The 13,332-nt window shown below is 70.0% G+C and carries 12 protein-coding genes and 5 tRNA genes; 7 read left to right on the top strand and 10 right to left on the bottom strand.

Features of this window, described 5'->3' with window-relative positions; all coding sequences use genetic code 11:
- Positions 1-173: 173 nt before the first annotated feature.
- Complete coding sequence (ndgR, locus tag ACWC0C_RS21445; protein ID WP_009320373.1) at positions 174-890, top strand: IclR family transcriptional regulator NdgR; 717 nt, start codon at positions 174-176, stop codon at positions 888-890.
- Positions 891-1,495: 605 nt separating this feature from the next.
- Here ndgR and ACWC0C_RS21450 read toward each other — a convergent pair.
- Entirely contained in the window at positions 1,496-2,005 is a 510-nt protein-coding gene (locus tag ACWC0C_RS21450; RefSeq protein ID WP_450865259.1) for a DUF4188 domain-containing protein, read from the bottom strand.
- An 84-nt stretch (positions 2,006-2,089) separates the two neighbouring features.
- On the opposite strand from ACWC0C_RS21450, the gene ACWC0C_RS21455 reads away from it, so the two are divergent.
- Positions 2,090-2,734 (top strand): MerR family transcriptional regulator, encoded by a 645-nt coding sequence (locus ACWC0C_RS21455; protein ID WP_449201401.1) that lies wholly within the window; start codon positions 2,090-2,092, stop codon positions 2,732-2,734.
- Between the two features lie 53 nt (positions 2,735-2,787).
- Here ACWC0C_RS21455 and ACWC0C_RS21460 read toward each other — a convergent pair.
- From ACWC0C_RS21460 to ACWC0C_RS21485, 6 genes are all read right to left on the bottom strand, one after another.
- Positions 2,788-2,860 (bottom strand) — tRNA-Glu (locus tag ACWC0C_RS21460).
- A gap of 28 nt (positions 2,861-2,888) precedes the next feature.
- Positions 2,889-2,960, bottom strand: a tRNA-Gln gene (locus ACWC0C_RS21465).
- Positions 2,961-2,981: 21 nt separating this feature from the next.
- Positions 2,982-3,054 (bottom strand) — tRNA-Glu (locus ACWC0C_RS21470).
- A 29-nt stretch (positions 3,055-3,083) separates the two neighbouring features.
- Positions 3,084-3,156: transfer RNA gene (locus ACWC0C_RS21475), tRNA-Glu, on the bottom strand.
- Between the two features lie 21 nt (positions 3,157-3,177).
- Positions 3,178-3,249, bottom strand: a tRNA-Gln gene (locus ACWC0C_RS21480).
- Positions 3,250-3,339: 90 nt separating this feature from the next.
- Complete coding sequence (locus ACWC0C_RS21485) at positions 3,340-4,071, bottom strand: HAD family hydrolase (protein WP_450865260.1); 732 nt, start codon at positions 4,069-4,071, stop codon at positions 3,340-3,342.
- A 41-nt stretch (positions 4,072-4,112) separates the two neighbouring features.
- Here ACWC0C_RS21485 and ACWC0C_RS21490 point away from each other — a divergent pair, with 41 nt between their 5' ends.
- Entirely contained in the window at positions 4,113-4,397 is a 285-nt protein-coding gene (locus tag ACWC0C_RS21490) for a type II toxin-antitoxin system RelE family toxin (protein WP_449201399.1), read from the top strand.
- A gap of 60 nt (positions 4,398-4,457) precedes the next feature.
- Here the strand turns inward: ACWC0C_RS21490 and gltX are convergent, their stop codons facing one another.
- The 3 genes from gltX to ACWC0C_RS21505 all read right to left on the bottom strand — a co-directional run bounded on the left by gltX (position 4,458) and on the right by ACWC0C_RS21505 (position 7,140).
- Positions 4,458-5,942: a glutamate--tRNA ligase gene (gene gltX / locus ACWC0C_RS21495; protein WP_450865261.1), complete on the bottom strand. Its 1,485-nt coding sequence runs from the start codon at positions 5,940-5,942 to the stop codon at positions 4,458-4,460.
- Positions 5,935-6,720: a fumarylacetoacetate hydrolase family protein gene (locus ACWC0C_RS21500; protein WP_449201397.1), complete on the bottom strand. Its 786-nt coding sequence runs from the start codon at positions 6,718-6,720 to the stop codon at positions 5,935-5,937. The genes gltX and ACWC0C_RS21500 overlap by 8 nt, the downstream gene beginning before the upstream one ends.
- Before the next feature lie 228 nt (positions 6,721-6,948).
- Positions 6,949-7,140 (bottom strand): hypothetical protein, encoded by a 192-nt coding sequence (locus tag ACWC0C_RS21505; protein WP_449201396.1) that lies wholly within the window; start codon positions 7,138-7,140, stop codon positions 6,949-6,951.
- Between the two features lie 570 nt (positions 7,141-7,710).
- Between ACWC0C_RS21505 and ACWC0C_RS21510 the strand changes: the two genes are divergently transcribed.
- The 4 genes from ACWC0C_RS21510 (at position 7,711) to ACWC0C_RS21525 (ending at position 13,021) form a co-directional block, all read left to right on the top strand.
- Positions 7,711-11,532, top strand: coding sequence for a nitrate- and nitrite sensing domain-containing protein (locus ACWC0C_RS21510; protein WP_450865262.1), 3,822 nt, complete (start codon positions 7,711-7,713; stop codon positions 11,530-11,532).
- 9 nt (positions 11,533-11,541) lie between these two features.
- A complete protein-coding gene (locus ACWC0C_RS21515; protein ID WP_003973453.1) occupies positions 11,542-11,955 on the top strand; it encodes a roadblock/LC7 domain-containing protein in 414 nt (137 codons plus the stop codon).
- Between the two features lie 111 nt (positions 11,956-12,066).
- Positions 12,067-12,465 (top strand): DUF742 domain-containing protein, encoded by a 399-nt coding sequence (locus ACWC0C_RS21520; RefSeq protein ID WP_009190816.1) that lies wholly within the window; start codon positions 12,067-12,069, stop codon positions 12,463-12,465.
- Positions 12,446-13,021: a GTP-binding protein gene (locus tag ACWC0C_RS21525; protein ID WP_069778535.1), complete on the top strand. Its 576-nt coding sequence runs from the start codon at positions 12,446-12,448 to the stop codon at positions 13,019-13,021. Before ACWC0C_RS21520 ends, ACWC0C_RS21525 begins: the two co-directional genes overlap by 20 nt.
- The last annotated feature ends 311 nt before the right edge of the window (positions 13,022-13,332 follow it).

Raw genomic sequence — 13,332 nt, forward strand, 5'->3', positions numbered from 1 at the left:
AACTCGAGATCTTGAGGAAGCGGCGACTGCCCGCTGAGGGGCCCCATGAAGTCGTGATTCCGGGCGTCCACCGCCAGGCCCGTTGGTCTGCGGGCCGCTGTGTGGTTCCAGGGTGGCGTGTTCCACGGAAAATTGAACTTGCGTTTCACAGAGTGAGACGCAAGTATCGTTGCATGGACAACAGTAGCGGCGTCGGCGTTCTGGACAAGGCGGCCCTCGTTCTGAGCGCTCTGGAGTCCGGTCCGGCCACCCTCGCGGGTCTGGTCGGCGCGACCGGACTGGCACGACCCACGGCCCACCGCCTGGCCGTGGCCCTGGAACACCACCGCATGGTGGCACGCGACATGCAGGGCCGTTTCATCCTCGGCCCGCGTCTCGCGGAACTGGCGGCGGCGGCCGGCGAGGACCGCCTGCTCGCGACGGCGGGCCCCGTGCTCACCCACCTCCGCGATGTCACCGGCGAGAGCGCACAGCTCTACCGGCGCCAGGGTGACATGCGGATCTGTGTGGCCGCGGCGGAACGCCTGTCCGGCCTGCGGGACACGGTCCCGGTCGGCTCCACGCTGACGATGAAGGCGGGCTCCTCGGCACAGATCCTGATGGCCTGGGAGGAGCCCGAGCGGCTGCACCGCGGCCTGCAGGGCGCCCGCTTCACGGCGACGGCCCTGTCGGGCGTACGGCGGCGCGGCTGGGCCCAGTCCATCGGCGAGCGCGAGCCGGGCGTCGCGTCCGTCTCCGCGCCCGTACGCGGCCCTTCCAACCGCGTGGTGGCCGCGGTGTCCGTCTCCGGCCCGATCGAGCGCCTGACGCGCCATCCCGGCCGTATGCACGCCCAGGCGGTCATCGACGCGGCCGCCCGCCTCTCCGAGGCACTGCGCCGCTCGGGCTGAGCCCCACCTCCGGGACTCCGGGAAACACAGAGAAGGGCCTGCCCCAACGCCGCGGCAGGCCCTCCTCACTCCCCCGCCCCCGCTTCAGCCAGCCTTCTCGGACCGATGGGCGAACCGGTCCCTCGCGCACCGCCCCGCCCCTCCGAGACCCCACGCCGCTCGGCCGACCCCCGCATCCGGGACTCCGGCAAACACCGAGAAGGGCCTGCCCCAACGCCGCGGCAGGCCCTCCTCACTCCCCTCCCCCGGCCCACAGGCACCTTCTCGGACCGACAGGCGAACCAGGCCCTCGCGAACCACCCCGCCTCCCCGAGACCCCGCGCCGCTCGGCCGACCCCCGCTCCCGGGACTCCGGCAAACGCCGAGAAGGGCCTGCCCCAACGCCGCGGCAAGCCCTCCTCGCTCCCCCGTCCCCCGGCTCAGCCGACCTTCTCGCCCACACGCGCCCTCTCGGACCGACAGGCGAACCAGGCCCGCGCGAACCACCCCGCCTCCCCGAGACCCCGCGCCGCTCGGCCGACCCCCGCATCCGGGACTCCGGCAAACGCCGAGGAAGGCCTGCCTCAACGCCGTGGCAGGCCCTCCTCGCTCCCCCGTCCCCCGGTTCAGCCGGTCTTCTCGGCCGCGGGTGTCTTCTGGGACCGATAGGCGAACCGGTCCCTCGCGTAGCGCCCCCGCTTCTCCAGCGGGATCTGCCCGTGCGCGGCCGCGAGGCCGAATGCCGGCATGTCCCCGTAGATCGCCTCGTACGACCCCTCCGGCACGACATACGCCTCGTGCCAGATCCCCACCTGCCCGCGCAGCTTCCCGGTCCGCTCCTTGCGGTTGAGCTGGGCCCAGGCCTTGTGGTGGAAGGCGTCCGGCGCGCTCGCGTAGGCGTACAGCTTCTCCTTGGACTCCCAGTACTGCACGATGTAGTACGTCCGCGGCGACGCCGTCAGCATGACCCGGCTGCGCAGGCCCCGCGCGGGGTCCTTCTCCAGCTCCCGCAGCATGCGGAACATCCCGAGCATCACCGGCAGCCACAGATGGACGGCCCAGAAGCGGTTGATGCGCATGCCGATCAGCAGGACGACGACCTCGCCCTTCGCGTCGGCGGTCGTACGGGAAATCATGACCACTTCCCCCCTATTGGCGAGCGGCGCTATCCAAGTGCCTGATGATTGGATAGTGGCACTGCCCAAGGAAAGGCGCAAGAGATGCGGCTGGCGGAGTTGAGCAAGCACAGCGGTGTGTCCACCGCGACGATCAAGTACTACCTGCGCGAAGGCCTGTTGCCGCCGGGCCGCCAGATCAACGCCACGACGGCCGAGTACGACGAGGAGCATCTGCGCCGGCTGCGGCTGGTGCGGGCGATGATCCAGGTGGGCGGGGTGCCGGTGGCGAAGGTGCGCGAGGTGCTCGGGCACGTGGACGACGACTCCCTGCCCCGCACGATCCGCCTGGGCGCGGCGCTGTGGGCGCTGCCGCAGGTGCCGGAGCCGGACGAGGACGACGAGTACGTCCAGGCCGCGCACCAGGAGATCGACACGCTCCTGGACCGGCTCGGCTGGCAGAACGCCAAGCAGCTCACGACCATCTCCCCCGCGTACCGCTCGCTGGTGGTGGCGGTGGCCGCGTTCCGCCGGCTCGGCTACGGCTTCGGGTCCGAACTGCTCGCGCCGTACGCCGAGTTGATGCACCGGACAGCCGTCCTCGACCTGGACAACATGGAGACGTACCCGTCGCAGGCGGAGCGGGTCGAGTTCGCGATCCTGGGGGCGATCCTCAACGAGCCGGTGCTGCAGGCGCTGCACCGGCTGGCCCAGGAGGAGGAGACGGCGCGGCGGTACGGCTTCGAGTAGCCGGCGCCGGGCACGACGAAGGCCCTCCGCCGAAGCGAAGGGCCTTCCTCTTGTACCCCCGACCGGATTCGAACCGGCGCTACCGCCTTGAGAGGGCGGCGTGCTAGGCCGCTACACAACGGGGGCGTGGACACTGCGTTTCCGCAGGTCCGAGCTGGTCTACCTGGACTCGAACCAAGACTAACTGAACCAGAATCAGTCGTGCTGCCAATTACACCATAGACCAATGATGGTTTAGACCAGTCAGTACCCCCGACCGGATTCGAACCGGCGCTACCGCCTTGAGAGGGCGGCGTGCTAGGCCGCTACACAACGGGGGCCCTAGCGATCCCGACAGGATCAGGATCAGTACCCCCGACCGGATTCGAACCGGCGCTACTGCCTTGAGAGGGCAGCGTGCTAGGCCGCTACACAACGGGGGCTTTGCAGATAAGCTCTGCGAGCTGGCCTACCTGGACTCGAACCAAGACTAACTGAACCAGAATCAGTCGTGCTGCCAATTACACCATAGGCCACTGGAACTCAAGCCCCTGCGGGGTTCTCGTTCTAGCTTGCTCCTCGGGGCTCCGGCCTTCCGGCCCGCTCCCCTCGGCGCAGGAAGAACATTACCCGAAGGTGGACGGGGCTCCAAAACGGGTATCCGCGCGGACGAGCGCGGGTAGTTCGGCGAGCGTCGAGATCCGGTGCGCGGCAACCTCCCCTTCGGCCTGCGCGGAGCCCGTCCCGCGGTCGATCCACACGGACAGCAGCCCGGCCTCGGCAGCGCCCCGCCCGTCGATCTCCGGGTGGTCGCCGACGTAGGCCACCTCGCGGGGAGGCAACCCCAGCGCCTCACAGGCGGCCAGGAAGGCACCGGCCTCCGGCTTGGAGACGCCCAGCTCGGCGGCGCACAGCACGACCTCGAAGCGGTCGAGGAGGCCGAGGGTGCGCAGCTTGTGCTCCTGGACGGTGATGCTGGAGTTGGACAGCACCGCGTGCCGATGGCTGGCGGCGAGGGCCTCCAGGGCGGGCAGGACGTCCGGGAAGAGGCTCCAGGCGGCCTCGTAGTGGACCAGGTAGCGCGCGAACCATGCGTCGGCCTCGGCGTCGGTCAGCTCCTGGCCGACGAAGACCCGGGTGCGGTCGCGGCGCTGTGTGACGAAGTCGACCTCACCGGAGGCGAACCGGGCCCACTGGATGTCGGTGATCTCCCGCCACTGCAGAAGGGCCTGCTCCGGGCTGTCGTACCCGGCGAGCAGCCCCTCCGCCGCGAGATGCGCCCGCATGCCCTCCCGGTCCGCGGTCGTGTAGTCGAACAGGGTGTCGTCCACGTCCCAGACCACGGCTCTGATCGTCATGACACCGACGGTACCGCCGGACGGCTGGCAGGCTGGTGGCTATGAGCGAGTACCGCATCCAGTTCACCGTCGAAGCCCGTGCGGCATACGACTCCCTGCCCGGCTCCCGCCAGGCTCAGCTGGACAGGGCCCTGGGGATACTGGCCCGTGACCCGTTCCGGAAGACATCGACGGCCCAGCTCGGCCCCGACGAGCACTTGCGCAAGGCGTACGTGGCCCCCGGCCTCATGCTGGAGTACATGGTGGCCGGCGCGATCATGGTCGTCGTCGTGCTGGAGATCTTCGATGAGAGCCACTACTTGATCGACGAAGCCGACGCTCAGTGACCAACGCGACAGGGGCGGCAACCGGAGTTCCGGTTGCCGCCCCTCGGCGTTCGGCCATGACTACGCGGTGAGCTTCACCAGCGCCGCGTCGATCCGGGCCAGCGTCTTGTCCCTGCCCAGGACTTCCAGGGACTCGAAGAGCGGCAGGCCGACGGTGCGGCCGGTGACGGCGACGCGGACCGGGGCCTGGGCCTTGCCGAGCTTGAGGCCGTAGACCTCGCCGGCGGCCAGGACGGCCTCCTTCAACGACTCGGGGGACGTCCAGTCGGCCGCCATCAGCTTCTCGCGGGCCGTGCGGAGCAGGGCGTCGCTGCCCTCCTTCATCGCCTTGGTCCACGAGGCCTCGTCCTCGACCGGCTCCGGCAGGAACAGGAAGTCGACGTTGTCGGTGATCTCCGACAGGACCTTCAGACGGGTCTGGGCGTGCGGGGCGATCGCCTCCCACTTGGCCTCGTCGAAGGCCTCGGGCTCCCAGGGCGCGAAGGGGGCCTTCAGCCACGGGCGGCAGCGCTCGGTGAACTCCTTCACATCCAGCATGCGGATGTGGTCGCCGTTGATCGCCTCGCACTTCTTCAGGTCGAAGCGCGCCGGGTTGGGGTTCACGTCGGAGATGTCGAAGGCGGCGACCATCTCGGCGGTCGTGAAGATGTCCTGGTCCGCGGAGAGCGACCAGCCCAGCAGGGACAGGTAGTTGAGCAGGCCCTCGGGGAGGAAGCCCTGCTCGCGGTAGAGGTTCAGGGACGCCTGCGGGTCGCGCTTGGACAGCTTCTTGTTGCCCTCGCCCATGACGTAGGGGAGGTGGCCGAACTGCGGGGTCTGCTTGGCGATGCCCAGCTCCGTCAGCGCCATGTAGAGCGCGATCTGGCGCGGGGTGGAGGAGAGCAGGTCCTCGCCGCGCAGCACGTGGGTGATCTCCATCAGCGCGTCGTCGACCGGGTTGACCAGCGTGTACAGCGGGGCGCCGTTCGCGCGGACGATGCCGTAGTCCGGCACGTTCTCCGGGGTGAAGGTCAGCTCGCCGCGGACCAGGTCGGTGAAGGTGATCGTCTCGTCGGGCATCCGGAAGCGGACGATCGGGGTGCGGCCCTGGGCCCGGTACTCCTCGACCTGCTCGGCGCTCAGGTCGCGGCAGTGGCCGTCGTAGCCGGAGGGCTTGCCGGCGGCGCGGGCGGCCTCGCGGCGGGTGTCCAGCTCCTCCTGGGAGCAGTAGCAGTGGTAGGCGTAGCCGCCGTCCAGCAGCTTCTGGGCCACGTCCGCGTAGATGTCCATGCGCTGCGACTGGCGGTACGGCGCGTGCGGGCCGCCGACCTCGGGGCCCTCGTCCCAGTCGAAGCCGAGCCAGCGCATCGCGTCGAGCAGCTGGTGGTACGACTCCTCGGAGTCGCGGGCCGCGTCGGTGTCCTCGATGCGGAAGACCAGGGTGCCCTGGTGGTGCCGGGCGAACGCCCAGTTGAACAGGGCGGTGCGGACCAGGCCCACGTGCGGGTTACCGGTGGGCGAGGGACAGAAACGAACGCGTACGGGTGAGCCGGGTGCGCTAGCCACGCTTGACAACCTTGTTGGTGAGAGTGCCGATGCCTTCGATGGTGACGGCGACCTCGTCGCCGACGTTCAGGGGGCCGACCCCTGCCGGGGTGCCGGTGAGGATGACGTCGCCGGGGAGCAGGGTCATCGCCTCGGAGATGTTGACGACGAGGTCCTCGATGGGGTGGATCATCTCGCTGGTGCGGCCGAGCTGGCGCTGAAGGCCGTTGACCGTGAGCTGGATGGTCAGGTCGTTCGCGCGCTCCAGGTCCAGGTCCGTCTCCACCCAGGGGCCGAGCGGGCAGGAGGTGTCGAAGCCCTTGGCCCGGGCCCACTGCTTCTCGCGCTTCTGCACATCGCGGGCGGTGATGTCGTTGGCGCAGGTGTAGCCGAAGATCACGTCCTTGACGCGTTCGCGCGGGACCTCGCGGCACATGCGGCCGATCACCACGGCCAGCTCGGCCTCGTGGTGCAGCTCCTCGGAGAACGGCGGGTACTGGATGTCGTCGCCGGGCCCGATCACCGAGGTGGAGGGCTTGAAGAAGGCGAACGGTGCCTCGGGCACCTCGTTGCCCAGCTCGCGCGCGTGCTCGGCGTAGTTGCGGCCGAACGCCACGACCTTGTTGGGGAGCACCGGCGGGAGCAGTCTGACCTTGCTCAGCGGCACCTTCGTACCGGACAGCTCGTGGTCCGCGAACGGGATGCCCTTGATGATGTCGAGGACCAGCTCGTCCTGCTTGTCGCCCTCGACCGCGCCGAAGGCTACGTTCCCGTCGATGGAGAACCTGGCGATGCGCACGGGATCCTTGCGCCCCTTACTGAGAACCGGCGTACTGACGCCTCAGGTTAACCGGTCGGACCGCGCATTTCCGCCGGGAAAGGGCCGTCGTACGGGTGGGGCTGCCGGAGTGCGCCAGGCGGCCGGTCCCCGGCCCCGTGGCGCGGGGACCAGCCGAAATCCGGAAAGGCGCCCCGTCGAAATCGAGGGCTTCGGAATTCAGCGGAAAAGGTGAGGCGGGGCCTTCGGCTACTCTGCCGTGGCCGCCGCGGCCACCGGGACGTCCACCAGGACCGTGCGCCGGGGGTTGGCCGTCTGGGCGGGGAGGTCGACGGAGTGCTCCGGCTGCTCGGGCGTCTGCAGTTCGCCGGTGTCCTTCAGATGCACCAGGGTCGTGCGCCGGGGATTGGCGATCTTGTGGAACATCATCGTCGTCTTCACGGTTGTACGCGTCCTAGTCGTGTGTCGGCGGGCTTACAGATACGACCCTCTTGTAAAGCGTCAGGCTAAACATCCGATTCCCCGCCGATGGCGCCAACTGGTCACGATGTTCATGTGAGTTTCCTCACGACCTCGCGGACAAACCGGTCAAACCTCATCTGCAATGCGCCCCAACGAAACGGACATTGACCCCCTGAAGCCATCATTCCGCTCCTGATCATGGCGACTCAGACACCTGACGCTCAGAGGCAACTCACAGGGATACGCCCGTTTTGCACAGGATCGGCTTCCACGGCTGGTGACGCGGCACTCACAGCCCGTCACCTAGGTCACAGCTCGGGGCACGGCCCTTGTTGGAGATCCGGCACTGTGCTGGAATTCCACGGACCGCCGCGGGATCGAGCCGGCGCATATAGGGCGCAAAGCAGCGCCGAGCGGCGGTGAGATGGGGGGAACCAGCGCCGGTCACTCAAGACCACCGTGGGGCGTATTCAGGACGCTCCCCACAACGCCGACACCGTGTTCCTCCGTTCATCCGGAGGGGCGCCTGGTCCAGAGGTTGCGACGCTAGTGCAGGGACGTTTCAAGAGGGATGGCAGCGCTTCGGCGGAGCCGGAGTCGCACGACGGGACTGGTCCCATGAAGGGCAGCTCCTCGCCCCAGCACGCCCAGAACCCGGGCCCGAACCCTTCCGCCGACGGCGGTGAGCGCGGCGGACGCCCCGGTCTGTCGGCCTCGCCGACCGTCACCGGGACCGGTAGCTCCGGCGCCGCCCCCGCGCCGGCCGTGAAGCCCGCCAAGGGCTCCACCGGCCCCGGCTCGCGCGTGGCCCTGCGCAACTGGCGCATCTCCACGCGTCTGGTGTCGCTGCTCGCGCTGCCCGTGGTCGCCGCGACCTCGCTCGGCGCGCTGCGCATCGACCAGAACATCACCGACATCCAGCAGCTCGACAACATGAAGCTGCTGACGGACATGACCAAGCAGGCCACCGAGCTGGCCGCCGCGCTCCAGGAGGAGCGCGACCAGTCCGCCGGTCCGATGGCGCACGGTCTGAGCGCGAGCGACTACACGGTCAAGGGCTTCCGGGACAAGACCGACCGCGCCCTCGTGAACTTCCAGAACTCCACCGAGGAGATCGACTCCGCGAGCAAGGAGGGCAACCTCCAGGGCGTCCGCGACAACCTCGTCGGGATCTTCAACCAGCTGGACCAGCTGGCCAAGATCCGCAAGTCCGCCTACGGGTCCAAGTCCAACTCGACCCAGACGATCGAGGCCTACCACCGGCTCATCATCCAGCTGGTCGACCTGTCCCAGGACATGGCGCAGGCGTCCAGCAACCCGGAGATGATCTCCCGTACCCGTGCCCTGGCGGCCTTCTCCACCGCCAAGGAGTACGCCTCCATGCAGCGCGCCACGATCGCCGCCGCGCTGCCCGCGACCACGGACCAGAAGGGCGACCTCTCCGAGAACGACCGTCTCTACGGCCAGTCGGCCTACGAGAGCGAGAACTCGGAAATCGCGATCTTCCGGAAGATCTACGCCAACAACAACGCCGAGGAACTCCTCAAGCCGATCGACGAGGGCAACCCGACGATCGAGTCCGCGGACACCTACGCCAAGCGCGTCTTCGACTCCCGCGACGGCATCGCGAGCCTCAACGCCCGCTCCTACAAGGACTGGGTCGACGACAGCTCGACCAAGATCGAGCAGATGAAGAAGATCGAGCACACGCTGCTCGAGGAGATGGAGCAGAAGGCCCGCGAGCTGAAGAGCGCGACCCAGCAGGACGCGATCATCTCCGGTGCGCTGATCCTGCTCGTGCTCGGTGTGTCGCTGGTCGGCGCGTTCATCGTGGCCCGCTCCATGATCCGCTCGCTGCGCCGGCTGCAGGAGACCGCGACCAAGGTCGCCCAGGAGCGTCTGCCCGAGCTGGTCAAGCAGCTGTCGGAGTCCGACCCGCAGGACGTCGACACGTCCGTGGAGTCGGTCGGTGTGCACTCCCGGGACGAGATCGGCCAGGTGGCCGCGGCCTTCGACGACGTGCACCGCGAGGCGGTCCGCCTCGCCGCCGAGCAGGCCCTGCTGCGGGGCAACGTCAACGCGATGTTCACCAACCTCTCGCGCCGCTCCCAGGGCCTCATCCAGCGCCAGCTGTCGCTGATCTCCGAGCTGGAGTCCCGCGAGGCCGACCCGGACCAGCTGTCCTCGCTGTTCAAGCTGGACCACCTCGCCACGCGTATGCGCCGTAACGGTGAGAACCTCCTCGTCCTCGCGGGTGAGGAGCCCGGCCGCCGGTGGACCCGCCCGGTCCCGCTGGTCGACGTGCTCCGCGCCGCCGCGTCCGAGGTGGAGCAGTACGAGCGCATCGAGCTGGCCTCGGTGCCGACCACCGAGGTCGCCGGCCGCGTGGTCAACGACCTCGTGCACCTGCTCGCCGAGCTGCTGGAGAACGCCACCTCCTTCTCCTCGCCGCAGACCAAGGTCAAGGTCACCGGTCACGCGCTGCCCGACGGCCGCGTGCTGATCGAGATCCACGACACCGGTATCGGCCTCTCCCCCGAGGACCTCGCGGCGATCAACGAGCGGCTCGCCTCGCCGCCCACCGTGGACGTCTCCGTCTCCCGCCGCATGGGCCTGTTCGTGGTCGGCCGGCTGTCCCAGCGGCACGGCATCCGCATCCAGCTGCGCCCGTCCGACTCCGGTGGTACGACCGCGCTGGTCATGCTGCCCGTGGACGTGGCCCAGGGCGGCAAGAAGCCCGCTCCGGGCAAGCCGGGCGGCCCCGGTGGCACCGGTGGCCCCGCCGCCGCGCAGGCAGCGGCGGGTGCCGCGGCGGCACGGCGGCAGGCCGGTAACGGCAACGGCGGTGCCCTCGGCGGCGCTCCGGCCGGTGGCGGTCTGCTCGGTGCCGGTCCCGCTCCGCGCGGTCAGGTCGGCGCCGGTCAGGGTCCCCGGGCCGCGCTGCCCGGCACCGGCCAGGGCGGCCGTCCCGGTGCGCCGGGCGGTGCCCGCGGTCCCCAGGGCGGTCCCGGTGCCTTCGGTGGTCCGCAGCAGGGCCGGCCGACGCCCGCGGGTGCCGGTGCGGGCGGCTTCGGCGGTCAGGCACCCGGCGCTCCGCAGGGTCTGCAGGCCGCGAACCCGGCCGGGCCGCAGCAGGACCTCTTCGGCGGTCGTGCCGCGCAGCGCCCCGGTACCCCCTCCGACCAGGACCGTCAGCCCCAGCTACCGCCGCGCGGCGGCCCGCGGGCCGAGCTGCCCGGCGGTGACCAGCCGCGTACCCCCAACTGGGGCGACACCCAGGCCCCGCTGTCGCGCGCCTCGCTGGACACCCCGCGCGGCCATGACGAGCAGGACCCGGCGCACACCGCGCGCATGCCGCGCGTCGACGACCGCCAGGGTGCGGGTTCGACCGCGGAGATACCCCGCATAGACGCACAGGGCCCCGCCGCCACGGGCGAGTTCCCGCGCCCCGACCTGAACGGCCTGGGCGGCCCCCAGAACACCGGCCAGTTCGCCCGCCCGGACAACCCGCAGCAGACGGGGCAGTTCGCGCGTCCCGACAACCCGCAGCAGACCGGCCAGTTCCCCCGCCCCGAGGCGCCGGAGCTGCCGGGCGGGTTCGACCAGGCCGGCGACCAGCAGGGCACCGGCCAGTTCGTCCGCTCCGACATCTTCGGCACGGCGGCGCCGCGCCGCGACGACCCCGCGCAGAACACGGGCCAGAACACCGGCCAGTTCGCGGCCCCGCAGGGCTTCGACGGCGGCTACGACGGCAGCTCCACCGGCCGGCACGCCCTGCCCGGGCAGCAGAACCCGGCCCAGACCGGCCAGTTCGAGCGCCCGCAGCCTGCCGCCCGGGAGGACTTCGGCGCCCCGCGCCAGCCGGCCCCACAGCAGCGTCCGGTGCACCGTGAGCCGGAGGCCCTGCCGCCGGCCAGTGGCCCGGTCGACGGCCGTACCCCGCTGTACGACACGCTGGAGACCAACTGGTTCCACGGCGGTCCGCAGCAGGCCGAGGCCGCGCCGCAGCAGCCGCAGGCGCCCGCCCCGGCCGCCCCGCAGCGCCCGGCCAACGGCAACGGCAACGGTTCCGCCACCGCTTCCTGGCGCACCTCGCCGAACGACGAGCTCGTCCGCCAGGCGGAGCGCGTCCGGCAGCCCGCGGCGGGCGGCGTCACCACCTCCGGCCTGCCGCGCCGGGTGCCCCGGGCGAACCTCGTCCCGGGCACCGCTCAGCAGCAACAGCACCAAGCCGGTCCGCAGGTCTCGCGTGCGCCTGACGACGTACGCGGCCGGCTGACCAATCTCCGTCGGGGTATCGCACAGGGTCGTCAGGCCGGCAACGGCCAGACCGGCAGCTACCCGAACCCCACTCACCAGCAGGAGCGTTAGTTGAGTCCGATGAGCCAGGCGGCACAGAACCTGAACTGGTTGATCACCAACTTCGTGGACAACACCCCCGGGGTGTCGCACACGGTGGTGGTCTCCGCCGACGGCCTTCTGCTGGCGATGTCCGAAGGTTTCCCGCGGGACCGCGCCGACCAGCTCGCCGCCGTCGCCTCCGGGTTGACCTCCCTCACGGCCGGGGCGTCCCGGATCTTCGAGGGCGGCAACGTGGCACAGACGGTCGTCGAGATGGAGCGCGGCTTCCTCTTCCTGATGTCCGTCTCGGACGGGTCGTCCCTCGCGGTCCTGGCCCACCCCGAGTGCGACATCGGTCTCGTCGGCTACGAGATGGCACTGCTCGTCGACCGCGCGGGGGCGGTACTCACCCCGGACCTGCGCGCCGAACTCCAAGGCAGTCTGCTCCACTGACCGCCCCCGGCACCACCCACCTCACCAAACCACCGTCCGGCCGCCACAATCCCCCCACCGGCCCCGTCAGACGGCTTGACTGACCGACTTGCTGTCCCGCCCGGAGGATTCATGACCCCGCCCACCGCCCATCATGATCCGTACGCGGAGCCGTACGGGGACGAGGGCGACCAGCCGCTGGTACGTCCGTACGCGATGACCGGCGGCCGGACCCGGCCGCGCTACCAGCTCGCGATCGAGGCGCTGATCAGCACCACGGCCGACCCGGCAGCGCTCATGGGTCTGCTCCCGGAGCACCAGCGCATCTGCCACCTGTGCCGGGAGGTCAAGTCGGTCGCGGAGGTCTCCGCGCTGCTGGCCATGCCGCTCGGAGTGGCCCGGATCCTGGTCGCCGACCTCGCCGAGGCCGGCCTGGTCGCCATCCATCAGCCGGGTGGCGACGAGAACAACGGCGGCGCTCCGGACGTGACGCTGCTCGAAAGGGTGCTCAGTGGACTTCGCAAGCTCTGACGGAGGGCGGGCGACCACCTCCGCGAAGATCGTGGTGGCGGGCGGTTTCGGTGTCGGCAAGACCACGTTCGTCGGCGCCGTCTCGGAGATCAACCCGCTGCGCACAGAGGCCGTGATGACGTCCGCGTCCGCGGGCATCGACGACCTCACCCACACCGGGGACAAGACGACGACCACCGTCGCCATGGACTTCGGCCGCATCACCCTGGACCAGGACCTGATCCTGTACCTGTTCGGCACCCCCGGCCAGGACCGCTTCTGGTTCATGTGGGACGACCTGGTACGCGGCGCGATCGGCGCGGTGGTGCTCGTGGACACCCGGCGCCTCGCCGACTGCTTCCCCGCGGTCGACTACTTCGAGAACAGCGGCCTGCCGTTCGTCGTCGCCCTCAACGGCTTCGACGGCCAGCAGCCCTACGCCCCCGAGGAAGTGCGGGAAGCGCTGCAGATCGGGCCGGACACGCCGATCATCACGACCGACGCCCGGCACCGGGCCGACGCGAAGAGTGCGCTGATCACGCTGGTCGAGCACGCCCTGATGGCACGCCTCAAGTAGCACACGCGTACGCACCCAAGTGCGTCGTCGGACACGGCAGTTGCCGTAAGCGGTCCGGAGCCGGCTGTGGCCTTTGACACGGTCGGCTCCGGTGTTCATAACAGTTCGGCAGAGGAATCCCCCGGTATCACCACGCGACGCGGTCGCGCAGTACCGCTGCGCTCACAAATGCCCCGCCTTTTGGCGGGGCTCGCTCTTTATGACCGTTTTATCTGGGGCTTACAAGAGCTGCGCGGCCGGGTTTCCACTGTTTGGAAGTCCCCTGGTCCACGTGCTGGAATGCCTGAACTGCCCATTAGTCAAACTCGTAC

The organism is Streptomyces sp. NPDC001709, assembly GCF_053596375.1.